Consider the following 24,432-nt stretch of genomic DNA (forward strand, 5'->3'; position numbering starts at 1 on the left):
TCAGACTTTCTCAACGTTAACAAGAAAAGCTTTGAACTCAGGGGTCTGGGAGTTGGCATCCCCGATGGCGGGTGTGAGCGTGTTAGCCAGATACCCCTTGCGCGCGGCCCCCTTAAAGCCCCAGTGGCAGGGCACACCAACCTGATCCAGATCCTTGCCCATAACGCTCAGGCGTTTAAGCCTTTTGGTGACAACGGCTTTAGCCTCGATATACCCACGGTGGGAGGATACGCGCACCATGTCTCCGGCGTTGATGCCGAGTTTGTCGGCCAGTTTGTCACCAATTTCTACAAACTGTTCGGGTTGCATGATGGCATTCAGCCTGGAATGCTTTGTCCAGTGCCGAAACAACTCAGTAATGGAATATGTTGTAGCTACATAGGGATACTGAGCTGGGTCTCCCATACGCGGTTTTTCGTCGGCGAAAAAACGCGCTGCCGGGTTTCGGAGTGTTGTTTTACCCAGAGCTGATGCCAGAACCGGCGTTTCCGTCGGCTCATAATGTTCGGGGAACGGCCCATCAGCCAATTTGTCACCACCAGCAAACAAAAGACCAACGCCTTCGCTATGCATAATAAACGGACCAACACCGCTGCCGGGTGGTGATGTGACCGGATAATCAGGCACATCCCCGCCTCCCCAGCGTTGACCATCCCATGCAATAATCTGCCGTTTGGGGTCCCACGGACGGCCCTGTACATCCAATGAAGCACGATTATACAGAATGCGGCGGTTAGCAGGCCAAGCCCAAGCCCAGCCGGGGGTTGTGCCTAGCCCGGTATCTGTATTGTCGCGTCTAGACATCTGGTTACCGGCTTCTGTCCATGAGCCGGCAAAAATCCAACAATAGCTGGATGTGCTGCCGTCATCCTTCATGACGGAAAAATCAGGCAGTAATTCCCCTTTGCGGACGACAATTTTTCCTTTGTCATCCGTTATGTCGGCCAGTGCGTAGCCGTTGGCTTCCTTCGCCACTTCTTCAGGCGTGGGGTCTTCGGGGTCTTTGTAGTTCCACTGCATGTTCAGAACAGGCTCGGGGCACACACCTCCCTCTTTGGCATATAGCGCTCGGAGTTTGGTAAAGATGGTGCCAATAATGCGTCCGTCATTCCATGCCTCACCCGGTGGTCGGGCACCTTCAAAGTGCCATTGCAGCCAGCGTGCGGAGTTGACGATAGACCCATTTTCTTCTGCAAAGCACGAGGCGGGCAGACGGAAGACTTCTGTCTGAATATCCTCCGGTTTGGTATCGTTATAGGCGCCCTCATTCTGCCAGAAGTTGGATGTTTCCGTATCCAGCGGGTCCATGGTGACCAGAAAGCGGAGTTTAGACAGACCTTCCCGCATACGATTTTTATCGGGCATGGCAGCCAGAGGGTTAAAGCCCTGTGCAATGTAGCCGTTGACCTTGCCCTGCTGCATCATTTCAAAATAGGCCAGCATATCGTAGCTGCGGTCCCATTTTGGGAGCCAGTCATAACCCCAGTTATTGGTTGGGGTCGCGTGCTCACCCCATAGGGTTTTCATCAGACTGACAAAGAATTTGGGTGTGTTATGCCAGTAGTTGACCTGCCCCGGTTCATCCGCATGGGGCGTTACGGCTTGCAGGTAGGTATCCAGCGTCTGCTGGCTGTCCTTAGGCAGGTTCATATAGCCCGGCAGCCGCAGAGAAAGCAGGCCGAGGTCGGTATAGCCCTGAATGTTGGAATGTCCACGCAAGGCGTTCAGCCCGCCACCGGGCATACCAACATTGCCCAGCAAAAGCTGAATTATAGCCGCTGTGCGTATTATTTGCGTTCCATTGGTGTGGTGCGTCCATCCGAGCGCAAACAGGATGGTCGAGGTCAAGTCCGGCGCGCTGGTCGCCGCAAGTGTTTCGCAAACGTGCAAAAAATCTTTTTCGGGCGTGCCGGTTATTTGCGCCACAACGTCTGGCGTATAACGTGCTGCATGTTGGCGCAACAGGTTGATGACGCAGCGCGGGTTCTGAAGTGTTGGGTCAACAACCGCATATCCCTGAGCATCCCGCTCATAGGTCCATGATGACTTGTCGTAACTCCGTTTTTCCGCATCGTAACCGCTAAAGAGTCCTTCGTGAAAACTGAAGTCCTCCCGAACGACGAAGGCCGCATTGGTATAGGCCTTTACGTATTCATGCTGAATCTGGTCATGCGTTAGAAGGTAGTTGATGACACCCAGCAGGAAAGCTCCATCTGAGCCTGCCCGGATGGGGGCGTAAAAATCCGCGACGGCGGCACTTCGGTTGAAGCGCGGGTCCACCACCATGACCTTGGCGCCGTTGCGAATTTTGGCTTCCATGACCCATTTGAAGCCCACGGGGTGAGCTTCTGCCGGATTGCCGCCCATGATCAGCACGACATTGGCGTTTTTTATATCGACCCAGTTGTTGGTCATGGCGCCACGGCCAAGAGTTGGCGCAAGGGCCGAAACGGTGGGGCCGTGGCAAAGGCGGGCCTGACAGTCAAGCGCGAGCATTCCCATAGACCGGGCGAATTTAAAGTCGAGCAGACCTGTTTCGTTGCTGGCGGCGGAGGACGCCAACATGCCTGTGCTTAACCAACGATTAACGGTTTCGCCTTTTTCGTTCTTTTCAATAAAGTTTTTGTCACGGTCATCTTTGAGCAAGCGGGCAATGCGGTCTGTTGCTTCGTCCCAGCTAATGCGCTTCCATTCGTTGCTACCAGGCGCACGGTAGGATGGGTAATGAAGACGTCCTTCGCTGTGAATGAAGTCAACAAGCCCAGCGCCTTTGGGGCAAAGAGACCCACGGCTGACGGGGTGGTCCGGATCACCCTCAATGTGGAAAATACTGGGTTTGGCATTTTTGGCGCCATCCCCCAGTGAGTACATCAGCAGTCCGCAGCCAACAGAACAATAGGTACAGTTGTTCCGAGTTTCTTTCGCGCGGAGCAATTTGTATTGCCGCGTTTCCTGCGCAAAAGCTTGTGGGGGAGAAAAACCAAGGGCAATGGCGCTGGCTCCTCCTACGCAAGTGCCAGCACCTTTTAAAAACTCTCTGCGCCCCAGAGCCATCTGTACCATCCCGGTTTTGTAAAGAAACAGTAATTCCGGTGTATATATGGGCTTCTGGGTTTAGATCATTGATCAGGATCACACGAGATAGCTAAACAAGGCTTTACTTGATAAATTTTTGCATAAATCGGCAAGGGTGTGGCAAAAATGCAAACATGGAATATTAGGAAACCATAGGAAGTTTTAATTTTTGGCGGTTATCTATATTTGTGTGTATATAGATAACCTGTATAATGTTTTTAAATTATACTTTATGTCTGTAAGTTCATTCGGGAGAGCCGGTTGCTGAGTCTGCATAAGCGAACGCCTGCTGTACTTCGGCAGGTGATGTCTGCTGATTGGCAATCAGAAGCTGAAGCAGAATGCGCGCTTTTTGCGGGTTCAGGTCGTAGGAAACCGCAAAACCATGCTGGTCGTCTGATACTTCAACATTGCGATTGACAAAACCGCTGCCTGTGCGGGTTGATCGCACAACCAGCAGACCCTGTGTTACGGCACGGTCCAGCCCCTCAATGGCCAAACGGGACGTATTGCCATCTCCTACGCCAGCCAGAACAATCCCTTTGGCACCATCACGAATGGCATTGTCAATCTGTTGGGCATCCATATTACTGTGCGCATAAATAATTTCCACACGTGGTAGTGGAGCATGTTCAGGCGCTCTTAAAGTCGGCCCATGCTGAGGCAATGCCGCTTCAATAAAACGGATAGAAGCCGGATCGACATAGCCGATGGGCGCCGCGTTAACAGAGCGGAAGGTTTGCACCTCTGTTGTATTGGTTTTACTGGCCCAACGGGCACCGTGAATGGTGTCATTCATAACCATCATGACGCCACGCCCTTTGGCTTTGGGGCTTGTCGCAACTTCAACAGCTTCGTACAGGTTTGCCGGGCCATCGGCGCTAATGGCCGTGCTAGGGCGCATGGAGCCCGTTAGTACAACAGGGTTTGCAGTGTGGATAACATTGCTGAGGAAAAAAGCAGTTTCCTCCATGGTGTCCGTTCCATGTGTAATGACCACACCATCAGCTTCATGCTGGTCAAAAGCTTTCTGAATACGATTTGCCAGACGGAGCCAGACATCATCATTCATGTCCTGTGAGCCGATATTGGCGATCTGCTCAACTTTCAGGTTCGCAAGTTTATCAAGTCCAGGGACCCCTTCCGCCAGTTCCTGCCCACTTACGCCGCCTGCATCATAACCAATTGCGGAGCGGGTATCTTTTTTGCCCGATATGGTGCCGCCAGTCGCCAGTACCAGCACACGTGGCAAGGTTTGTGTAGCGTTATGCTGCAATGGTGATTCGGCATGAACGCACGGAACAGGAAGAGCGGTCGCCAGTCCAAACGTGGCGGCCAAAAGAAGTTGTTTGCAGTATGGGCCAGAAAACATAGTTACACCGTGGCATATAAAGTTAATGGCGTGGAGTATGGAGCCATATTCCACGCCATTAAAAATAGTATTTGTAGTATGCGGGAGATTATAAACCTCCCACGTGGAAACGAGGTGTTTATGCCTCGCTTTTCAAGAATTCCTGGTAGTATTCATCTGCCATTTTGCGCAAAGAACGACCAATGGCAGCGTATTGATATTCGCTAAGATTGGCCAAAGATGCGCGGGCTGCAGGTTTTTGTACACCAAAGCCCTCGCCCGGCAAAAGTACAATGCCAGTTTCATCTGCAATGCGGAACAGCATTTCACCCGTGCTGGCACGCTTGAGCATCCATTTAGCAAATTTTTTGCCGTATAGACTGCGGGAAATTGTTTCCAGATCAAGCAGTGTATAGTAGTCGACCGCATTGGCATCTTCGGACGGTTTGACGCCGAGTTCACGGTAAAGCGCAGCTTCGCGGCGGCGAATAACCGCTTTGAGGGATGCTTTATAGTGTCCGGTTTCGTCCATCAGAGCAAACAATGCGAACAGCACCATTTGTACCTGCTGAGGGGTGGAGAGACCCGCCGTGTGGTTAAGTGCGACGGCGCGGCTGTCTGCAACAAGACGGTCAATGAACTTGAGCGAACTGGCATCTGTTGTCAGGCTTGAATAGCGCTGTCCAAGGGCTTTTTGCGTATCGGCCGGGAGTGCGCGCAGTAGTCCGTCAATGGCGTTGTCTTTATGAACGCCAATAACACCGAGACGCCAGCCTGTTGCACCAAAGTATTTGGAGAAGGAATAAACCAGAATGGTGTTGGCTGGGCAAACGGCATACAGGGAACGGAAGTCATCTGCAAATGTGCCATAGACATCATCCGTCAGGATCATCAGATCAGGACGATCATTTTTGACAATAGATGCAATCAATTCCAGAGACGTATCGTCCATCTTGACTGATGGTGGGTTGCTCGGATTAACGCAGAAGAAAATTTTAACTGCCGGGTCTTTGAGTTTTTCCAGTTCGGCCGCCGGGTACTGCCAGTTCATCTCCGGATCGGCATTAATGGCAACAACCTCAAGTCCGTATTCTTCCAACTGCGGGATTTCGATGTAGGGAGAAAATACGGGCAGGCCAATGGCGACTTTGTCCCCCTTTTTGACCAGACCGTTCTGCTTGAGACTGTTGAAGATATACGCCATGGCGGCAGTGCCACCTTCGGTCGCAAAAAAGTCCGTGCTGTCAACGGGCAATTCGCTTCCAACCATTTCATGCAGAACGTACTGGCCTGCAATCTGTTCGCTCATGGTCAACATGCGCGGTGGGGTTGGGTAATTGCAGCCCAGAATACCTTCCACCATTTCGTGCAGGAAGGCAGAAGCAGACAGGCCCATCTGGTCCCGTACGTAGCTTAGTGCGCGACCCAGAAAGAAAATGCCGCTTTTGTCACGATTTTCAGACAGAAAGCGTTCAAATCTTTCTTCAATCCCATCCACGCGGGCCTGCCCGCCTACTCCCGCCGTCATGTAGGAAAAGGAGAGTTCGGATTCAGAAACCGCAAACTGCCCCAGATGGAAAAAGGCGGAACGTGGGAGCGTTGCAAGAAAGTTAGGGTTACCGCGGCCCGCGTTGAGCATGGTGCGGTCTGTATGGCTGGAAGCCAGACGAATAAGTTCGTCTTTGAGTTCAAAGGGGCTGAGATTTTTGAATTTTGCGTAATCAATAGCCATTATGTTCTCGCTTTCTTACGGTTCAAAAATAAGGTCAGGAAAAAGCAACAACCAGCGGCCCCAGAAGGGTCAGCAGCACATTTGCCACGGCGTATGTAATGGCAAAGGGGGTTGTTGGAACGGAATTGCCAGCTTTGTTCAGGACTTCGCCAAAAGCAGGGTTGGCGCTGCGTGAACCTGCCAGTGCGCCGGCAAAAATGGCGGTATTGTCGTAGCGGAGCACGTAACGCCCGAACAGCATGGTCAGAATAAGAGGAACGAGAGTGACAACGACGCCAAGCATGAACAGGGTTAAGCCATGCTCTATAATGGTCGCCACTGCTTGTTGGCCTGTTTGCAACCCGGTTACGGCGACAAACCCCGAAAGACCGAGGTCCACCAGCAAGGATGAGGATGCCATTGGCATATTCCCCACGGTGCTATGTTTGCTTTGATACCACCCGAACAGAAGGCCAGATAAAAGAGCCCCCCCACCGCTGCCAAGAGTAAGGGGAACAGACCCCATGCGAATAACAACCAGACCGATCAGCAGGCCCAGAACAAGGCCGCAGCCATGAAAAACCAGATCGGTTTTGACGCTCTTGGTCAGGATGGGACCCAGTTGTGCAGCCACTCGCTGCACATCCTGACTTGTGCCGTAAAGTGATACGATATCCCCGGACATGGTACGGAGATCATCGCTGACAGTTTCCGGTTTTCCATCGCGGCTGAGGCCCAAAAGAAAAACGCCATGTCGTGCGGCCGGTGAGAGCATATGCACACATTCGGACACCGTCTTGCCAGCAAATGCCTTGTTTGTCAGGCAGATGTCGCGACGCACCATGACAACGTCCATACCCTCGGCATTACGGATTTCTTTGCCAAGTTGTTGACCCGCCGAGACCACCTCTGCGCGGTGGCCAAAAAGAAGAATAACATCGCCTGCGGCAAGTACCGTGTCAGAGGTCCAGCCAAGCGGAGTTCCGTTACGGTGTATCTGCTCGACTGTAACGGAGGCGCTTTCAATCTGGCTGACAGATTGCCCGCCCTGCTCAATGACAAAAACACGGCCAATGAGTTCTGGTAAAGCAGGTTGTTCGCCGTCTGCGTAAATATGAACGCCCCCCATCTGGGCGGCTTCGGCTTTTAATGCATCCTCACGAATGCTGCGTTTGGTTAGCCAGGGCAGCAAGTTTACACAGAGGATGATCGGACCAAGGGAACCAAAAATGTAAGTGACGGCATAACCGACAGCAACATTCCCCTGCATCTGCTGCACCTGTGCCATAGGCAGGCCCAACTTTTCCAGTGCGGAACTGGCTGTGCCGATAATGGCTGATTGTGTAAGGCCGCCAGCCGCAATACCCGCAGCCAGTCCTTTATCCAGATGAAAGATGCGGGCCACGGCAACAACGGTCAGCAGACCGCTAATTGCCAGAACCACAGCCATCAGAACTTCTCGTATGGACTGGCGTCCCAGCGAGCGAAAAAACTGCGGACCACTCTGAAAACCAACGGCATAAATAAAGAGCGCGAAGAGTACGGCCTTAATGCCGGAATCAATATGAATCCCAATCTGGCTAATGGCGACAGCCGCAAGGAGTGAACCAGCTACACCGCCGAGTTGGAAGGAACCAAAACGTATTTTTCCAATGCCATAGCCTATGGCGATAGCCAGAAACAGCGCAATTTCTGGGCATGTATTGAGTAGAGTCCTGAAAAAATTAGTTATTTCCATATAACAGGCGCTTCGCTTTGTGTGGTTTTAAAGCCTACGTTTTTGTTGTGACAAGGCTGCGTGTCAAGTGAATGTTTTGATTCTACAAATAAAAACAATGTAAATAGTTTCTAAGTCGTATTGTTACGAATGTATTATAACTTTTTGGTGGATGTTATGTTTGGGAGATTTTTGTATCTATATGGCATTTTGTATTTATCAGTGATACAAGACCACCCCGCCGGTGGATGTTTATTTTTGTGCCGCAATGAGAGAAGATTATGATAGCCAAATATAAAATAAAAATAAAAAATATGTGGTAATGGCAAGTGTTGTCTTATCTTTTATTTCAGGTGTGGCACGCGCAGCCGATGGACAGTGGTATACAGGGTCACTTGTGTCACCTTCCGGTGCTGAGGCACATGCCGGTCTTTTAGGAGTGGAGCCATATTATAGCTACACACAACCTATAGGATATTTTGGGCCTGATGGGAGTAGTCACCCGCAGCATCCTCGACAGCAAACGTTCAGTAATTCAACCATGTGGAAGTACGGGATTACTGACCATTTGAGTATTCAGGCGCATACCGTGGTTAATTATGGGTGGGAGCGAGGGCAAGGGCACTCGTCCGGCCCAAAGTTTGGTGATTTTCCCGTGGATATGGTCTGGCGTTTTGTCGATCCAAATCCAAAAAAATATATTCCTGCATTTAATCTTTTTGCCGGGGTATATTTTCCCACCGGTGATTATAAAAAATTGCAGAGCAAACAGGACGGCAATGGTAATGGAGCTTATGTTTTCCGTGTTGCCATTACAGAGCAGTCTACTTACGTAGTAAATGGGAATCATGCTCTTCGCCTGCGCACATGGGGATGGTTTCGTCGTGCTCTTACGTCCGCACAACTGGAAGATATGAGCAGTTACGGTACCAGTGCGGGTTTTCATGGTCGTGGTCGACCGGGCATGAGCGGCCAGAGCGGTTTCTCCCTGGAATATGGGCTTAACCAGTCTTGGGTTTTGGCTATGGATTTGGCGCGTGACTGGGCCAATGGCTCTCGTGTTTGGGGATACGACGCTCACGGTAAGCGTGTTGATCACATCGGGTCAAGTAGCGGAGATTGGCAGATAGCTCCGGCTGTAGAATATAGCTGGAATTCACGTATGGGTATTATCGTGGGATCGGCAATTTATTATGCAGGGCATAACACAGGTGTAAAAGTATCGCCGCAGTTTGCCGTGAATATGGTTTATTGATTTTAAATATTGCATAATTATCCTCATGATTTTTGCCTGAGGATGCAAAAGGGGCATCTTCTAATGAAGATGCCCCTTTTTTAATGATACTATTATTACGACAGGGTGAATTCGTTCAGCAGCCCTTTAAGCTGGCGTGCCTGCTGCGCCATGCCAGAGCTTGCAGCAGATGTCTGCTCGACCATTGCTGCATTCTGCCGTGTACCTTGGTCGATCGTGGATACCGCATTGTTGACTTCCTGCAGGGCCGTCGCCTGTTCAGAAGCCGCTTCAGCAATAGCTTTCAGATGGTCACCAATGTCCGCAACGCTGGAAATAATTGTGCTGATAGCGTGCCCTGCTTCTTCCATAATGGAAACGCCAGAAAGCACCTGCCCGCGAGATGTTTCAACCAGTTCCTTTACTTCCTTGGAAGCATTGCCTGCACGGTTAGCAAGATCACGAATTTCCTGCGCCAGTACACGGAACCCACTTCCTGCCTCGCCAGCTCGGGCTGCTTCCACACCAGTGTTCAATGCAAGTAGGTTGGTCTGAATGGCAATGTTGGACATAACATTGGTAATTTTGCTGATCGCCTCGGAAGAACGCTCAATTTCAGACATTGCTGATGTGGCGCGGTTAATCATGACACCAAACTGCTCAGTAATATTCTGACAGTTGTTTACAAACGTGTTGGCTTCGCTAACGCGGGATGCTGTAGAAGTAACCGTTGCTGTAATCTCTTCAACTGCGGCTGCTGTTTTTTCAACAGAGACGGCCTGCTGTTCTGTCCGATGTGCCAGATCCTGCGCGGCGCTATTAATTTCGCCTGCCGTAATGTCAATTGTTTCTGTCGTGTCGTTTACAATCCCCAGCGTTTCACGCAGGGATTCAATGGCGCCATTCAGGTTGTCGCGCAGCGGAATATAGGCAGCAGGTAGCTCTTTGTCCATTTTCTGGGACAGGTTGCGCTCGGCTACTTCGCTGAGAATGACACCAAAGCTGTCCGCAACGAAAGTCTGCTCTTTATGGATAACTTCATCGCGTGATTTCTGGCGAGCCTTTTCCGCTTCTTCGAGATACACCGAAATTGTCAGATCCATTTCAAGCATGACAGCTTTTGTCAGGCTCGCAATCGCATCGCCCATCTGTTCGGCCGAAATGGCAGGTTTTTTGGCGAAGAGGCCAGTCTTGGGAGCGAGATCGCTTATAATGCTGCGGATCAGATGATCCAGCACAATGGCATAACCGCCAATATACCAGCGGGGTTCCAGCCCAATTCGTGCATGTACGCTACCGATGATATGCACTTTTTCTGCATATTTCTGATCAAAATTTGCAGATGAAATATTTTTCCAATGGTCTTGTTGGGCATGTTTTGCATGTCCAATTTTTGATTCAGTCGGAAAGAAAGAGCTTGTTTCAGGCGTTTTGCGAACCTGCTCATAAAAGCTATCCAGCGCGATTGGCAATTCGCGATCAATAATATCCTTGATCAGACGGATAGATGCGCAATCTTTGTCTGTGAGCTTCATGAATTTGCGACGATATTCCAGATCCGCAAAATCCTGCGCACGGTTTTGTGAATGTCTTATTTCGGTGGAAATGCTATTCATTTGAATCTCCTAATTATCGTTTTGGGTGCTTTATTTTCTGAAGGGGAATGCCCTCCCCTTCAGAAAATTTATGGATATTCAGGGTAGACCTTCGGGCGTTAGAAACCCTGCGTTTACGGCATTACGATGGCGCAAGAATAGGTCTGGTTTGCATCCAGTGTAGTAAATCACTCGGAGGCATGGGGCGAGCAAACAGGTAGCCCTGCATAACATCACATCCCATCGCTCGGAGCCGTGTTTCTTGGAATGTGTCTTCCACACCTTCCGTTACAACGTGTACGCCAAGTCTTTTACCAATGTTGATGGCTGCTTCCGTCACAATGATAGAACTGACATCTTTTTCAAAATTAATGATGAAGCTCCGGTCAATTTTGATTTCGGTCAGCGGCAGGTGTGAGATCCGCGACAGGGAAGAAAAACCTGTACCAAAATCATCCAGTGAAAGGCCGACACCAATATCGCGCAGAGCAGTTAGCGTTGTCATCGTTTCGGCATTCTGCTGCATCATGCCACCTTCGGTAATTTCAATCGTTAGGCGATTGGGGGAAAGGCGGTAATGCTCAAGAAGGTTCACGATGTTTTCTGTCAAGGTCGGGTTGCTGAAATGAGCAGCCGACAGATTTACACTGACAATAGGAACATGCAGGCCTATTTTGTCCCATTTAACGATCTGAATGCAGGCCTGTTCTAAAGACCACAAGCCGATTGCTTCAATCTGCGCTGTTTCTTCGGCAATCGGAATAAAGCGCGAAGGAGGAATGGTGCCCAGAGTGGGGTGGTGCCAGCGTGAAAGCGCTTCAACCCCATACAGCATGTTATTTTTGGTACTGATCTGGGGTTGATAAAACAGCTCCAGTTCAGAATCCTGAATAGCTTTGCGTAGAGCTGACCCAATAACGACGCGCGCCCTTACATCGTCATTTGCAATACTTCCCAGAAGCCTGAAGCCTGAAGCTTTTGCGGGCCGTCTTTTTGGCCTCGAGCATAGCCATTTCAGCACGGTTGAGAATATGCTCAATTTCCAGACCATCATCAGGGTAAAGGCTGATGCCAATACTCAGGGATATGATGATTTCCTGATTGTTAATAACAACAGGCTCACGCATTGCGGCCGTTAGGCTATCCGCAAAAGCATCGGCAATATCGTGGTCACCATTAGGAATGATGACGACAAAATCATCCCCGCCCAACCGTCCAGTTATGAAGTTGCTCCGGCACTGTGCAACCAGACGCTGGGCCATGGTTTGCAAAAGCGCATCACCCTGATCATAACCCATCAGGTTGTTGATGTCCTGAAACAGATCAACATCCAGCACGAGCAGAGCAAAGGGACTGCTGGCGGACTGAAGTGTCATGTCCCTTAGGATCGTCGTAACGGCATTTCTGTTCAGCAAGCCCGTCAGAGCATCGTAGCGGTCCAGACGGCTTAGCTGCTGTCGCGTTTTGCCCCGTTCAATAATTGCTGCACAGGATGGTACGCAACCAGCAACAATTTTTTGCGGCCAGTTGGTGATTTTGTCCCGGTTGCGGGAATATAGGGCAAAAATCCCGATTAGTTCACCTGCGCCATTGCATATGGCAGAAGCCCAGCAGTCCAGGAACTCACTTTCCTGACCGCTGGAAGGATCTGCATTCCATACAATGGAGCGTGCTTCTTCTGGGGCTTCTGTTAGGGCTGCAATATCTGCATCCGTTAAAGCAATGCGCATAAGCATTGCTATTTTTCTACGGGAAAGCCCCTCCCCCGAAAGAATTTCAAGATTCTGTTCGCCGTTTACCTGCAATAGAACGGCTACGGTATTGGGGACCAACTGCTCAGCTTCTGCGCAGAGCATGTCGGCAATATCCTGCTCTGGTGATTCGCCAGACAACTGGTGGAAAACACGGTTTTGAAGGTCCAGTATTTTCCTGCGGTGGCTTTCTTCAGTCACCCCTTTAAGGAAGGCCATATAATAGCGCTGCTTGTCCGGGCCTATGATGGCCGTTGAAATGGACATTTCTGCTGAAACATAGTCGCCATTGGAGCGCGTAAAAACCACCTCCCGCGAGGTGCCGACGATATGATTAATGCCGGTGTTTCTGTTGTGGTTAATGTAGCCATCGTGCTGCGCGCGCTGTTCGGACGGCACAAGGCAGTTCACATTTTTCCCAACCACGTCGGCAGCGGAACATCCCCAAAGGTGTTCTGCTGCGGTGTTAAAAAAAACAACGTGGTTCAGTTGGTTAATGATAACAACACCATCGGCCGCCTGTTCGAGCATATCAAAATATAATTTTGTGTCTTCTGACGGGGCGGGAGATTTTGAAGGGAGCATTATCGGGCCTTGAATGCGTGTAGGAATGCTGCGGCATAGAACGAGGAAGTATTGAGAGAATTATTGTCTGGATTTAGCCAAATAGCCGTAGAGCCTCTTTGCGGTTGTTGATCCGCAAGTATGATCCCTGCGGTGGAATGATCTCGAGGTCAGGTCATCTGGCATAATGACAACCTCAACACTTACTCTGAGACGCGTAACAATAACTCTACACAGCCATGCCAGAATATAGACTGCATCTATAGGAAGAGCTTCACACGCATCACCCTCTTTTTTATCTGTCGAGGCCAACAAATGACAATTTTTAGATAAATTCAAGTGCGTTGAGTGTTTGTTAACAGAATTTCACGCGGGAGGGTGGTGGTAAGTTCCTCAGAATGAGAGCGTTAGATAAGAATAGGCTTAACCTCTGTCTACCTGTCCGAATTCTATATTTATCTCATGCCTTGCTAGGTTTTATAAATCTCTTCGGAACGGTATTTTGTTTTTAAATCGTTATTACGTCCCGATAAATTAAATTTAAATAAATTTTAATCTTTCGGTCTTTACATTGCCATCTGCTGTGACTCTGCATGAGCTTATTACCTTAGGGTGATGGGGCTCAAAAAATATCGGGGCGAGGATTGGGATAGATTATTCCGCAAGCCATGACCATTCGGGCATACGTATTTTGAGTCCGCCTTGCTGCGGCCAGTTTTGTGCTATGGTAATTGCTATCGCCTCACGTGAATGTTTAGGGCGATAATTACTTTTATGTGACATTTGAGGAGGGAAATTATGGCTGGGGGACCTGGATTCGAACCAGGGCTGACCGGGTCAGAGCCGGTAGTTCTACCGCTAAACTATCCCCCAGCAAGGCGACGCTTCGAAGTGTGAAACCTCACTTCCGTGCCGGTGACGCTCTACTAGCACCCTCGGTATGGGCTGACAACCCCATCCGATAAAAGAATTTTATTTTTGTTGCACATTTGTCTTGTCCCCAGCCGTCCCGGTCCCCAGAATAAGTGGAGAACAGTGCAACTCCAGATATTAAAGGACCGGACAGATGGATCATCCACTTCCCTGGGCCGGCCCTTCGGTCAACAGGCTTTTCCCTTCCTCTGCCGGGCAAGGTGTGGAGCAGGACCTGTTGGGGGCTCTTGATCTTGGCACCAATAACTGCCGACTGATGATCGCCGCGCAAACGGCGGGTGGATTTCGTGTGGTCGATAGTTTCACGCGGACAGTTCGGTTGGGTGAAGGGTTGCATCATACCGGACGCCTGAGTGACGAAGCGATGGGCCGGACTATGGAGGCTCTGAAAATTTGCGCAGAGCGTCTGGAGCGGCGGCAGGTGGGCATGTTCCGTGCCGTGGCAACCGAGGCCTGCCGTCGTGCGAGTAATGGGCCTGCTTTTATCAAGCGCGCACGAGCGGAGGCCGGCTTTGATATTCACATTATATCTGGGCGGGAAGAAGCAACTCTAGCGGTCGAGAGTTGCGCTAACCTAATCCATAATCAGCGTTTTGGTCTTCCGCGCGGCCGAGCGCTTTTGTTTGATATTGGCGGCGGCTCCACTGAAATAGCTTGGATCCGTACAGATGCGGCCTCTCAAACATCCTCTCTTATTGGGTATCTCAGTCTTCCTGTTGGGGTAGTTACTCTGGCGGAGCAGTTTGGGCCGATACAAAACCTGACGCCCGCCCGCTATCGTGACATGGTTGAGCACACCCGCAATTTTTTGCATGAATTTGAGAGTGTGCATCGCATCCGCTCGGAAATCCGTCGTAACCATGTGCGGTTGATTGGCACAAGCGGCACGGTAACAACGCTTGCTAGTCTCATTCTCAATCTGCCGCGTTATGCGCGGGCCGCGGTTGACGGGTCGCTTCTGCCGGCCAGCAGTGCGCGACTGGCTATGCGTAAGCTACAGGAAATGGGGGTGGCCAACATTGAGGCCCATCCGTGCATTGGCCCGGACCGCGCGCCTTTTGTGCTGCCCGGTTGCGCTATTTTCGAGGCTATTCACGATATATGGCCTATGCAGGATATTATTGTGGCGGATCGTGGGCTACGAGACGGCATGATTTTACGTATGCTGCGCAAAACGAGTTCTGTATCCCGTCGGCCGGTGCGCTCGGCCCACACGCAGCAAGCCCCTTCCACACCGAATTTAATGCAGGCAACAGGTTTATGAGCGACAAGAGAAACCGTTCATCGGGCAACTCCTCCACACTGCGTGTGCCGGGACGAGCACGAAAAAGTAGTGCGACGCCCGGCGGCAGGCTGGCTAAGGATGATTCTGATGCCCCGCAAAGAATGCGCACTCAAACCGTTTCGCTTCGAACGGCGCGCGGTCGCACCACTGCCCAGCAGAAGTGGCTCGCCCGCCAGTTGAATGACCCGTATGTGCAGGCAGCGCATAAGCAGGGGTGGCGTTCACGGGCGGCGTTCAAGCTGATTGAACTGGATGACAAGTTCGGTCTCATCCGTCCGGGTATGCGGGTGGTGGATCTGGGAGCTGCTCCGGGAGGGTGGGCGCAGGTTCTGGTTAAGCGTGGTGCCGCCAAGGTTGTGGGCGTTGATCTGCTGCCCGTTGATCCGGTGCCGGGAGCTGAAATTATTCAGGGGGACTTTACTGACCCAGACATGGGCAACACCTTGACTGCCATGCTGGGTGGGAAAGCGGACCTCGTTGTTTCGGACATGGCTCCCAACACAACCGGGCACGGGCCGACCGACCATATTCGTATTATTGGCCTGACAGAAGAAGCCCTGCATTTTGCGTTTGAAATTCTGGCCGAAGGCGGTGGATTTGTTGCCAAGGTTTTTCAGGGTGGTTCAGAAAAAGCCATGCTGGACACCCTGAAGCAGGCTTTTTCGTTGGTGCGCCATGCCAAGCCGCCAGCAAGCCGTAAGGATTCGTCGGAACTCTATGTTGTTGCGACAGGATTTAGGCCTAAGAGGCTGCCGGTCTGACCGGGAAATTCTGGCTCTTATCCTGTTGAGGCAGTGTGAGCCGGCTGACTATCTGGTGAAGTAGAAGTATTCATGACCGATACAGTTCTTGATGTACGGGGGCTGAGCTGCCCCCTCCCCGTCTTAAAAGCCAATCGTGTTCTCCGGGGACTGCCTGCGGGTGCGCGCCTTCGGGTTCTGGCGACCGACCGGGCATCCGTGACGGATTTTCAGGTTTTCTGCCGGGAAACCGGGCATGCGCTTGTTTCCTTCGCAGATGAAAACGGCATTTTTTCCTTTACAATCAAACGTTGCACGCAGGACGCATAATCCCGCTCATAGCTGAAATTCTGCTGCCATTCATTTGCAAGGCTTGGCAGATGGCCCCTTCTCGCGCTATTGGCTGCCCTTCATGAAGGATAGGGACGCCCGCACGATGCCGGACAACATCACTTCGCTGTCTTTTGAGGAAGCGCTTTCCGAATTGGAAAAAATTGTGCGCGGCTTGGAAGGTGGCCAGATGAAGCTGGAAGATGCCATTAAGGCATATGAGCGTGGTGCGGCCCTGCGGCAGCATTGTGAGGCCAAGCTGAGCGAAGCAGAAGCCCGCGTGCAGGCGATCGTGCAACGGTCCGACGGGTCGTTGGACATGAAACCAATGGACTGAGATGTCGATGACTGAGCCGACACAAACCACAATCATCCGCGCAACTGATGCTGCGCTCCTCAAGCAGGATATGGGCGCGCGTGCAAGCGTGATTGAAAGCGCGATCGACGCTCTGCTCCCCCCTACCAAAGGAGGGGACGCCAGGCTTATAGACGCCATGCGTTACGCCACCTTGGGAGGCGGCAAGCGCCTGCGTGGCTATCTGGCGGTTACTGCGGCCAGCCTGTTTGGCGTGCCCGAGAGCCAGTCTGCCCGGGTGGCTGCATCGGTTGAGATGTTGCATGCCTACTCTTTGGTGCATGATGATCTGCCTGCCATGGATGATGATGATATGCGGCGTGGCCAGCCGTCGACGCACCGCAAGTTTGATGAGGCAACCGCCATTCTTGCCGGCGATGCCTTGCAAACCAAGGCATTCGAAATTCTTGCTGGCATGCAAACTCATGAAAGCGCCGAAGTCCGGATTGATCTGATCCAGAGTTTTGCCGAAGCATCTGGGGCCGCTGGCATGGTCGGTGGTCAGATGATTGATATGGAAGGCGAAGGCCGCGCCCTTCCCCTTGATGAGGTTCGGCATTTACATGCTCTTAAAACGGGCTGCCTGATCCGTTATTCGGCGGAAGCTGGTGCAATCCTTGGGCAGGCTTCTCCCGATCTGCGTCGGCGTCTGCGGGCTTACGGCGCCAATATTGGCGCTGCTTTCCAGATTGCTGATGACGTGCTGGACGCTACGGCGACAGCAGAAGAGCTTGGGAAAACAGCAGGTAAAGACGAAGCCTCTGGTAAATCCACTTTTGTGGCGTTGCTTGGGATCGATGGTGCCAAGCAGGAAGCTGCGCGTGTGACCGAAGCCGCAATTGCTGAACTTGCGCCGTTTGGGGCACAGGCAGATCGGTTGCGGGATCTCGCCTATTATGTGATCGAGCGGAGAAACTGAGGTCATGGCTGATCAGAACGCCCCGTCACCGATTCCCACTCTTGGTCGTTTTCCTGCGCTGGATCGTGTTCGCGTTCCCGCGGACCTGCGTAACCTGTCTGTAGAGCAGCTCAAGCAGCTTGCGGACGAACTGCGGGCCGAAACGGTCGATGCGGTCTCCACCACGGGTGGGCACCTTGGTGCATCCCTTGGGGTTGTGGAGCTGACCGTTGCCCTCCACGCCGTGTTTGACACGCCCGATGACCGGGTGATCTGGGATGTGGGCCATCAGGCCTACCCGCACAAGATTCTGACCGGCCGCCGCGACCGTATCCGCACCCTGCGCCAGCCCGGCGGCCTGTCCGGCTTTACCCGCCGGGCGGAAAGCCCATATGACCCGTTTGGCGCGGCCCACTCCTCCACCTCCATTTCTGCCGGTCTGGGCATGGCCGTGGCGCACCACCTGCGCGCCGAGGATGACCCTTCCTACCGTGAACGCAATGTGATTGCCGTTATCGGGGATGGCTCCATCTCCGCCGGTATGGCGTATGAGGCCATGAACAACGCAGCCGTGGCCGGCCCCGGCGCCGAACGGCTGATTGTCATCCTCAATGACAACGAAATGTCCATCGCCCCGCCAGTCGGGGCCATGTCCAACTACCTCTCCCGCCTCATGTCATCACGCAAGTTCATGGAACTGCGCGAACTGGCGGGGAAATTCGTCAAAAAGCTGCCAGCTCCGATGGAACGCACGGCCCGCAAGGCGGACGAATATGCCCGTGGGATGATTACCGGCGGCACGCTGTTTGAGGAGCTGGGCTTTTACTACGTTGGTCCCGTGGACGGGCACGACCTGCCGCAGCTGGTCAATATCCTGCGCAACCTGCGCGATACGGATAAAGGCCCCATCCTGCTCCACGTCATTACGGAAAAAGGCCACGGCTACCGCCCGGCGGAAAACGCAGGCGACAAATACCACGCCGTTGCCAAGTTCAACGTCATTACCGGTGAGCAGAAAAAAGGCCCCGCGGGCCCGCCGAGCTACACCTCGGTGTTTGCACGTGAGCTGGTGCGCCGCGCCCAGACTGACCACCGGCTGACCGCCATTACCGCCGCCATGCCCTCGGGTACGGGGCTGGATGCATTTGCCAAGAACTACCCCGACCGCTTTTTTGACGTCGGCATTGCCGAGCAGCATGCGGTGACCTTTGCCGCCGGTATGGCAACCGAGGGTCTGCGCCCGTTCTGCGCCATTTACTCCACCTTCCTCCAGCGTGCGTATGATCAGGTCATGCACGATGTGGTGTTGCAGAACCTGCCGGTTCGCTTTGCCATTGACCGTGCCGGTCTGGTTGGGGCCGATGGCGCCACCCATGCCGGGTCGTTCGATATTGCCTATCTGGGCTGCCTGCCGGGCATGACCATCATGGCCCCTTCGGACGAGCTGGAACTGCTGCATATGACAGCCACAGCCATTGAGTTTGATGAAGGCCCGATTGCCCTGCGTTACCCGCGTGGCAACGGGCTGGGTCTGGACCTGCCTGCCGAAGGGCAGGTGCTGGAAATTGGCAAGGGCCGCATTATCCGCGAGATGGGTCGCCAGTTTGGGGCAGAAACGGGTGGCATTGCCATTCTCTCGCTCGGGCCAAGGCTTGGCGCGTGCCTGAAGGCCGCCGACATGCTGGCGGCTCAGGGGCTGCCGCCCACGGTGGCGGATGCCCGCTTTGCCAAGCCGATTGACACCGCCCTGCTGGAAAATCTGGCCCGCAACCATGCGGTGCTGATTACCATTGAGGAAGGGTCCGAAGGTGGGTTTGCCACACAGGTCTGCCACCATCTGGCGCGCACCGGTCTGCTGGATCAGGTCCGATTCCGCCCGATGACCCTGCCCGACCGCTTTATCGACCACAACACGCAGGACGCGCAGTATGACGAGGCCGGGCTCTCCGCTCCACACATCGTCGCAACCGCTCTTAACGCACTGGGTGTGAGGCTGACGGAAGAGCGGACGGCCTGATTGCATGGCTCGTCGTCGTGCAGACCAGCTGTTGGTGGATCGGGGGCTGGTCGAGAGTCGTACCAAGGCTCAGGCCCTGATTATGGCGGGTCTTGTTTTTAACGGAACCAAGCGTGTGTCCAAGGCGGGAGACCAGCTGCCTGAGGACGCACCATTGGAACTACGAGGACAGGATCATCCTTGGGTGTCGCGGGGGGGGTGCAAGTTGGCACATGCTCTTGAGCATTTCCAACTCTCCCCGGCAGGACGGCAGTGCCTCGATGTTGGGGCATCCACGGGCGGCTTCACGGATGTGCTTCTGACGCACGATGCCGCTCATGTTTATGCTGTGGATGTTGGGCATGGGCAGTTGGCGTGGAAGCTGCGTTCGGACCCACGGGTAACTGTGCTTGAAAAGTGTAATGCACGGTATCTGGACAAAACACTTATTCCGGTGGCACCAGAAGTTATTGTTTGTGATGCCAGCTTTATTGGTCTTCGTACAGTTCTGCCGGCTGCCCTTGCTCTTGCAGCGGAAAATGCTTGGGCTGTAGCGTTGATCAAACCCCAGTTTGAAGCTGGGCGAGATCAAATTGGTGCAAAAGGGGTTGTCCGAGACCCCGCCGTGCACGCAAGTGTATGCGCTACCATACATGATTGGTGGGCTGGGTTGCCGGGTTGGCAGGTGCTCGGCATAGAACTTAGTCCCATCACGGGCCCCGAAGGGAACAAGGAATTCCTTATAGCGGCGCAACGTAAGGCATAAAAATAAGCCTGCGGATATAAATCTTAAATTAAATTTTCAGATTGCTTCCCATTTTTTGCATGGCAGATGGTCAATTTTTTTGCCACAATTCTTTGAGAGAACACAAAGATCAGTTCATCTTGAGGGAAGCAACATCGTACCATGCGCAAGATAGCAGCACTGTTCAGCGCCGCCTTCCTTTTGACGTCCAGTTCACTTGTTTGGGCGGCTCCGGTTCATCATCCATCTGCCCAGTCTCAACCTGCCACGGGAACAGGGAGTGTACTGCTGCGTGGTTATGAGCAGGATGGATTGATTTTGCAGGATGATATGGAGAACGGTGTTCTCAATATCAAAGCTGATCCTGCAACGCTGCATGTAAAAGGAGCGGCAGGCTCGACGGACCTTTACCGCCAGACGGTAAAGGACGTTCTTTCCGCCGCAGCCACATATGCCTATCTTTATTTTGGGCAGAATCCAGAAGCCTCAAAGCTGTCTGTTACAGCTGACATACAGGAAGATACACCAGCACCAGCGAGCATGAATGTTGGTGAAGACAAACCAGCTGGTCCGGCTCTGACAATCGAAATTACGCGCCCTTCCTTCCCCATCTCAGCCGATGGAAAGCCGGACGCCTATTCAGCGCAAACTATTGGTATGATTTTAGATAATGTCGATACATCCAGAATGACGATGGCGACGTGGCTGCAAAATGCGATTAAAGGCCAAAGCCAGTCATCTGCTCAGTAAAGCAGTCGTTGAATGTAAGCTGTTCGGGTGAGGCAAAAGAGGCTGGTATCTGCCAGCCTCTTTTTTTGTTATAAGGGCCCTTCTCTCCCCTTTGTTTGAAATAGTGTACACTTCCATGTCGTTTCCCACTTCCTCTGCCTCAGTTCCTGCCGATGCTGCCGCGGTTACCGCGCTGAATGCAGAAGAACGTACCCGAATTCTGGCTAAGGCGGCCCAATTTAGCCCTCCTTCCCTTGTTACTGCGGATGGGAGGCGTGACTTGGTTGGGCTTTCCCGCGAAGAGTTGACGGAAATTCTGGTCGAAATTGGAGAGAAGCCTTTTCGCACCAAGCAGTTATGGCACTGGATTTACCATCAGGGCGCGACAGATTTTTCGCTTATGAGCAGCATTGCCAAGCCGCTCCAGCAAAAACTGGCAGAAAGATTTATTATTGGGCGGCCAGAAGCGGCAACGGTTCAGACGTCTCAGGATGAAACGCGTAAATTCCTCTTCCGCTTCCGAGACGGGCAGGAAGCCGAGACTGTGTATATTCCAGACCGGCGGGAAGACAGGGGGGCTGTTTGTATTTCGTCGCAGGTTGGGTGCACACTTTCCTGCACGTTTTGCCACACAGGCACACAAAAGCTTGTACGCAACCTTGGGGCGGCGGAAATAGTCAGTCAGTTCATGGCTGCGCGAGATTCTTATGGGGAGTGGCCGAGCCCCAAAGGGGATACTCCGCGCCTACTCTCCACCATTGTTCTTATGGGTATGGGTGAGCCCCTATACAATTATGAAAACGTGGCCAAAGCCATGAAAATTATCATGGATGGGGAAGGTATAGGCCTGTCACGGCGGCGTATTACGCTTTCCACATCAGGCGTAGTGCCTCTTATGGACCGTTGCGGAGACGAGTTGGGTATTAATCTCGCCGTTTCTCTTCACGCGGTGAGGAATGACCTGCGGGACGAGATTGTCCCCCTCAACCGTAAATATCCTATTGAGGAAGTTCTGGCTGCTTGCCGCCGCTATCCGGCCGCCAGCAATGCACGGCGTATCACGTTTGAATACATCATGTTGCGTGGCGTGAATGATACCGAAGCTGACGCGCGTGAACTGGTTCGGCTTATTTCGGACATTCCTGCCAAGGTTAATCTGATTCCGTTTAATCCGTGGCCGGGGAGCCAGTATCGTCCCTCCACGCGTGAGCAGCAGAACAGATTTGCGGAAATTGTGATGAACGCCGGGTTTGCGTCCCCAATTCGCACCCCTCGTGGCCGAGATATTCTGGCAGCCTGCGGGCAGTTGAAGACTGCCAGTGAACGCGCCCGAAACGGCCTTTCTTCCTGAAAGTTCATATTTTTCACGTTCGAACTCGCTTCACTGGGAATGGCCTCTGGCTCCAAGGCTTTCTCAGTGATAGGAGGAAGACAAACCTGTTGTTCATAGAGTGATCAGGAGATTAGGTGCATGGGCGCGACTTCCGCCAAAAAAGACGTTAAAAAGGTTGTTCTGGCTTACTCGGGGGGGCTGGATACGTCCGTTATCCTGAGGTGGCTGCAAAAAACCTATGGCTGCGAAGTCGTGACTTTTACGGCCGACCTTGGGCAGGGTGAGGAACTGGAACCTGCTCGTAAAAAAGCAGAGATGTTCGGGGTTAAGGAAATTTTTGTGGAAGACCTTCGCGAAACATTCGTGAAGGATTTTGTATTCCCGATGTTCCGCGCCAATACGCTCTATGAAGGTCAGTACCTGCTGGGCACGTCCATTGCCCGCCCGCTGATTGCCCAGCGTCAGATTGAGATTGCTGAGGCTGTTGGCGCCGATGCCGTGGCGCATGGTGCGACCGGTAAAGGCAATGATCAGGTGCGTTTTGAGCTGGCTTACTATGCCCTCAAGCCCGACATTACGGTGATTGCACCGTGGCGCGAATGGGACCTGACCTCCCGTACCCGCCTGCTGTCTTTTGCCGAGGAAAACCAGATTCCGATTGCTAAAGACAAGCGTGGTGAAGCCCCCTTCTCTGTCGATGCCAATCTGCTGCACTCTTCATCTGAAGGGAAGATGCTGGAAGACCCTGCCATCGCACCCGAAGAGATGGTTTTCCAGCGGACAATTGCACCAGAAGCCGCACCGGACCGTGCAACGGAAATCACCATCGACTTTGTTAGCGGTGACCCCGTTGCCATTAATGGTGAAGCAATGTCTCCGGCTACATTGCTGACGCGGCTGAATGAACTGGGTAAGGCAAACGGCATTGGTCGTCTGGACCTGGTGGAAAACCGTTTTGTGGGCATGAAGTCCCGTGGTGTTTACGAAACGCCCGGCGGCACAATCCTGTTGACCGCGCATCGTAGCATTGAGTCCATAACGCTGGACCGCGAAGCCATGCATCTTAAAGATAGCCTGATGCCGCGTTATGCTGCCATCCTTTATAATGGTCTGTGGTTCTCGCCCGAACGTCGGATGTTGCAGGCTCTAATTGATGCCTCCCAGCATTCTGTAACCGGGCGCGTGCGCCTGAAGCTGTATAAAGGCAATGTTATTTGCGTAGGACGTGAAAGCCCGAACAGCCTGTACGATACCCGTGTTGTGACCTTTGAAGATGATGAAGGTGCCTACAATCAGGAAGATGCACAGGGCTTTATCAAGCTGAATGCTCTGCGCCTGCGACTGGGTGCGCAGATTGGCCGTAAAGGTGGCGCTCTTTAAGCGACGTCTTTTCTGAACTTTGTCAGGGAGCACATAAACACCATGTCCCGTCGTTTTTCTTTTGTTCCATGTATGCTTGCGGCCAGTCTGGCCTTTTCCCTTACAGCCTGTGGAGGGCATAAGGCGGAAGATGTTGAGCTGACCCCAGCGCAGCAGATGGCCAAGTTACGGTCGGAACCGGGTGTGACTGTGCTCAAGGACGGTCTGGCATATAAAGTTCTGGAATCCGGCCCCAAGGATGGCGAGCAGCCCCGTAAGGGCGATGTCATGATGCTCATTTATGAAGGTCGCCTGCCGGATGGTTCCATTTTTGATGGTTCTGACCAGCATGGGAATGGGGCGTACATGCAGATGCCGCTGGACGGCCTGATTTCGGGCTGGATGGAGGCTCTGCCCTTAATGCATGTGGGCGATACATGGATGCTGTATGTGCCGCCTGAACTGGGCTATGGGCATAAGTCCATGGGTGTCATTCCGTCTGACAGCCCGTTGGTCTTCCGAATTCAGTTGCTGGGTGTTGAGCATACGCACAACACACCGTAATTCAGGCGGACATTCTTTGCCGATGCTCCCGTGCGTGATGCCCTTTCTGCAATGGAAAAGGTATCACGCCTGAAGAGGCATGGCGGGCATATGTGAGCATCTGCCTATACAGTCTTTGTTATGGCGGAAAGCTTTAAACAGTTGGCAATGTGGTGCTGGCCGACTGG

Annotated in this window: 19 protein-coding genes and 1 tRNA gene; 12 read left to right on the plus strand and 8 right to left on the minus strand. The window is 52.6% G+C overall.

The window, feature by feature from the left end; translation table 11 throughout:
• The 4 genes from fdnG to aspT form a co-directional block, all read right to left on the minus strand.
• A complete protein-coding gene (fdnG, locus tag AGA_RS08215; protein WP_083503679.1) occupies positions 1 to 3,054 on the minus strand; it encodes a formate dehydrogenase-N subunit alpha in 3,054 nt (1,017 codons plus the stop codon).
• Positions 3,055 to 3,319: 265 nt separating this feature from the next.
• The gene (locus tag AGA_RS08220) at positions 3,320 to 4,414 is read right to left on the minus strand and encodes an asparaginase (protein WP_231945748.1); all 1,095 of its coding nucleotides are present in this window, start codon (positions 4,412 to 4,414) and stop codon (positions 3,320 to 3,322) included.
• A 151-nt stretch (positions 4,415 to 4,565) separates the two neighbouring features.
• Positions 4,566 to 6,158: a bifunctional aspartate transaminase/aspartate 4-decarboxylase gene (locus AGA_RS08225; protein ID WP_059023818.1), complete on the minus strand. Its 1,593-nt coding sequence runs from the start codon at positions 6,156 to 6,158 to the stop codon at positions 4,566 to 4,568.
• A gap of 34 nt (positions 6,159 to 6,192) precedes the next feature.
• Positions 6,193 to 7,875 (minus strand): aspartate-alanine antiporter, encoded by a 1,683-nt coding sequence (gene aspT / locus AGA_RS08230; protein ID WP_059023819.1) that lies wholly within the window; start codon positions 7,873 to 7,875, stop codon positions 6,193 to 6,195.
• A gap of 301 nt (positions 7,876 to 8,176) precedes the next feature.
• On the opposite strand from aspT, the gene AGA_RS08235 reads away from it, so the two are divergent.
• Positions 8,177 to 9,109 (plus strand): transporter, encoded by a 933-nt coding sequence (locus tag AGA_RS08235; protein WP_059023820.1) that lies wholly within the window; start codon positions 8,177 to 8,179, stop codon positions 9,107 to 9,109.
• A 95-nt stretch (positions 9,110 to 9,204) separates the two neighbouring features.
• Here AGA_RS08235 and AGA_RS08240 read toward each other — a convergent pair whose 3' ends face one another.
• The 4 genes from AGA_RS08240 to AGA_RS08250 all read right to left on the minus strand — a co-directional run bounded on the left by AGA_RS08240 (position 9,205) and on the right by AGA_RS08250 (position 13,871).
• Positions 9,205 to 10,704 carry a globin-coupled sensor protein gene (locus tag AGA_RS08240; protein ID WP_059023821.1) on the minus strand — a complete coding sequence of 500 codons (1,500 nt, stop codon included), beginning with the start codon at positions 10,702 to 10,704 and terminating at the stop codon, positions 9,205 to 9,207.
• A 121-nt stretch (positions 10,705 to 10,825) separates the two neighbouring features.
• The gene (locus AGA_RS14115; protein ID WP_331711634.1) at positions 10,826 to 11,737 is read right to left on the minus strand and encodes a putative bifunctional diguanylate cyclase/phosphodiesterase; all 912 of its coding nucleotides are present in this window, start codon (positions 11,735 to 11,737) and stop codon (positions 10,826 to 10,828) included.
• Positions 11,622 to 12,965, minus strand: a complete 1,344-nt coding sequence (locus AGA_RS14120; RefSeq protein ID WP_231945750.1) for a diguanylate cyclase domain-containing protein — start codon at positions 12,963 to 12,965, stop codon at positions 11,622 to 11,624. Before AGA_RS14120 ends, AGA_RS14115 begins: the two co-directional genes overlap by 116 nt.
• A gap of 832 nt (positions 12,966 to 13,797) precedes the next feature.
• Positions 13,798 to 13,871, minus strand: a tRNA-Gln gene (locus AGA_RS08250).
• 193 nt (positions 13,872 to 14,064) lie between these two features.
• On the opposite strand from AGA_RS08250, the gene AGA_RS08255 reads away from it, so the two are divergent.
• The 11 genes from AGA_RS08255 to AGA_RS08305 all read left to right on the plus strand — a co-directional run bounded on the left by AGA_RS08255 (position 14,065) and on the right by AGA_RS08305 (position 24,265).
• Entirely contained in the window at positions 14,065 to 15,195 is a 1,131-nt protein-coding gene (locus AGA_RS08255) for a Ppx/GppA phosphatase family protein (RefSeq protein WP_059023822.1), read from the plus strand.
• Positions 15,192 to 15,977 carry an RlmE family RNA methyltransferase gene (locus AGA_RS08260; protein WP_059023823.1) on the plus strand — a complete coding sequence of 262 codons (786 nt, stop codon included), beginning with the start codon at positions 15,192 to 15,194 and terminating at the stop codon, positions 15,975 to 15,977. Before AGA_RS08255 ends, AGA_RS08260 begins: the two co-directional genes overlap by 4 nt.
• A gap of 72 nt (positions 15,978 to 16,049) precedes the next feature.
• Positions 16,050 to 16,286, plus strand: a complete 237-nt coding sequence (locus AGA_RS08265; RefSeq protein ID WP_059023824.1) for a sulfurtransferase TusA family protein — start codon at positions 16,050 to 16,052, stop codon at positions 16,284 to 16,286.
• An 82-nt stretch (positions 16,287 to 16,368) separates the two neighbouring features.
• On the plus strand, positions 16,369 to 16,623 hold the full coding sequence (locus tag AGA_RS08270) for an exodeoxyribonuclease VII small subunit (protein ID WP_172793731.1): 255 nt from the start codon (positions 16,369 to 16,371) through the stop codon (positions 16,621 to 16,623).
• Position 16,624: 1 nt separating this feature from the next.
• Positions 16,625 to 17,560: a polyprenyl synthetase family protein gene (locus AGA_RS08275; RefSeq protein WP_059023826.1), complete on the plus strand. Its 936-nt coding sequence runs from the start codon at positions 16,625 to 16,627 to the stop codon at positions 17,558 to 17,560.
• A 4-nt stretch (positions 17,561 to 17,564) separates the two neighbouring features.
• On the plus strand, positions 17,565 to 19,556 hold the full coding sequence (gene dxs / locus AGA_RS08280) for a 1-deoxy-D-xylulose-5-phosphate synthase (protein WP_059023827.1): 1,992 nt from the start codon (positions 17,565 to 17,567) through the stop codon (positions 19,554 to 19,556).
• 4 nt (positions 19,557 to 19,560) lie between these two features.
• On the plus strand, positions 19,561 to 20,301 hold the full coding sequence (locus AGA_RS08285) for a TlyA family RNA methyltransferase (RefSeq protein ID WP_059023828.1): 741 nt from the start codon (positions 19,561 to 19,563) through the stop codon (positions 20,299 to 20,301).
• Between the two features lie 297 nt (positions 20,302 to 20,598).
• Positions 20,599 to 21,030: a hypothetical protein gene (locus tag AGA_RS08290; RefSeq protein WP_231945751.1), complete on the plus strand. Its 432-nt coding sequence runs from the start codon at positions 20,599 to 20,601 to the stop codon at positions 21,028 to 21,030.
• 115 nt (positions 21,031 to 21,145) lie between these two features.
• Entirely contained in the window at positions 21,146 to 22,360 is a 1,215-nt protein-coding gene (gene rlmN / locus AGA_RS08295; protein WP_059024770.1) for a 23S rRNA (adenine(2503)-C(2))-methyltransferase RlmN, read from the plus strand.
• 120 nt (positions 22,361 to 22,480) lie between these two features.
• The gene (locus AGA_RS08300) at positions 22,481 to 23,722 is read left to right on the plus strand and encodes an argininosuccinate synthase (RefSeq protein WP_059023830.1); all 1,242 of its coding nucleotides are present in this window, start codon (positions 22,481 to 22,483) and stop codon (positions 23,720 to 23,722) included.
• Between the two features lie 42 nt (positions 23,723 to 23,764).
• Positions 23,765 to 24,265, plus strand: a complete 501-nt coding sequence (locus AGA_RS08305; RefSeq protein WP_059023831.1) for an FKBP-type peptidyl-prolyl cis-trans isomerase — start codon at positions 23,765 to 23,767, stop codon at positions 24,263 to 24,265.
• The last annotated feature ends 167 nt before the right edge of the window (positions 24,266 to 24,432 follow it).

The organism is Acetobacter ghanensis (assembly GCF_001499675.1).
In the GTDB taxonomy this organism is placed as follows: Bacteria; Pseudomonadota; Alphaproteobacteria; order Acetobacterales; family Acetobacteraceae; genus Acetobacter; species Acetobacter ghanensis.

What these genes read in the sequence shown, in the direction of transcription:
- AGA_RS08300 (WP_059023830.1), top strand. Translation starts at nt 22,481, where the DNA reads ATGGGCGCGACTTCCGCCAAAAAAGACGTTAAAAAGGTTGTTCTGGCT.
- AGA_RS14115 (WP_331711634.1), bottom strand. Translation starts at nt 11,737, where the DNA reads ATGATGGTCTGGAAATTGAGCATATTCTCAACCGTGCTGAAATGGCTA.
- AGA_RS08255 (WP_059023822.1), top strand. Translation starts at nt 14,065, where the DNA reads ATGGATCATCCACTTCCCTGGGCCGGCCCTTCGGTCAACAGGCTTTTC.
- rlmN (WP_059024770.1), top strand. Translation starts at nt 21,146, where the DNA reads ATGTCGTTTCCCACTTCCTCTGCCTCAGTTCCTGCCGATGCTGCCGCG.
- AGA_RS08285 (WP_059023828.1), top strand. Translation starts at nt 19,561, where the DNA reads ATGGCTCGTCGTCGTGCAGACCAGCTGTTGGTGGATCGGGGGCTGGTC.
- dxs (WP_059023827.1), top strand. Translation starts at nt 17,565, where the DNA reads ATGGCTGATCAGAACGCCCCGTCACCGATTCCCACTCTTGGTCGTTTT.
- AGA_RS08275 (WP_059023826.1), top strand. Translation starts at nt 16,625, where the DNA reads ATGTCGATGACTGAGCCGACACAAACCACAATCATCCGCGCAACTGAT.
- AGA_RS08240 (WP_059023821.1), bottom strand. Translation starts at nt 10,704, where the DNA reads ATGAATAGCATTTCCACCGAAATAAGACATTCACAAAACCGTGCGCAG.
- aspT (WP_059023819.1), bottom strand. Translation starts at nt 7,875, where the DNA reads ATGGAAATAACTAATTTTTTCAGGACTCTACTCAATACATGCCCAGAA.
- AGA_RS08235 (WP_059023820.1), top strand. Translation starts at nt 8,177, where the DNA reads ATGGCAAGTGTTGTCTTATCTTTTATTTCAGGTGTGGCACGCGCAGCC.
- AGA_RS14120 (WP_231945750.1), bottom strand. Translation starts at nt 12,965, where the DNA reads ATGCTCGAACAGGCGGCCGATGGTGTTGTTATCATTAACCAACTGAAC.
- AGA_RS08265 (WP_059023824.1), top strand. Translation starts at nt 16,050, where the DNA reads ATGACCGATACAGTTCTTGATGTACGGGGGCTGAGCTGCCCCCTCCCC.
- AGA_RS08270 (WP_172793731.1), top strand. Translation starts at nt 16,369, where the DNA reads ATGAAGGATAGGGACGCCCGCACGATGCCGGACAACATCACTTCGCTG.
- fdnG (WP_083503679.1), bottom strand. Translation starts at nt 3,054, where the DNA reads ATGGCTCTGGGGCGCAGAGAGTTTTTAAAAGGTGCTGGCACTTGCGTA.
- AGA_RS08225 (WP_059023818.1), bottom strand. Translation starts at nt 6,158, where the DNA reads ATGGCTATTGATTACGCAAAATTCAAAAATCTCAGCCCCTTTGAACTC.
- AGA_RS08305 (WP_059023831.1), top strand. Translation starts at nt 23,765, where the DNA reads ATGTCCCGTCGTTTTTCTTTTGTTCCATGTATGCTTGCGGCCAGTCTG.
- AGA_RS08260 (WP_059023823.1), top strand. Translation starts at nt 15,192, where the DNA reads ATGAGCGACAAGAGAAACCGTTCATCGGGCAACTCCTCCACACTGCGT.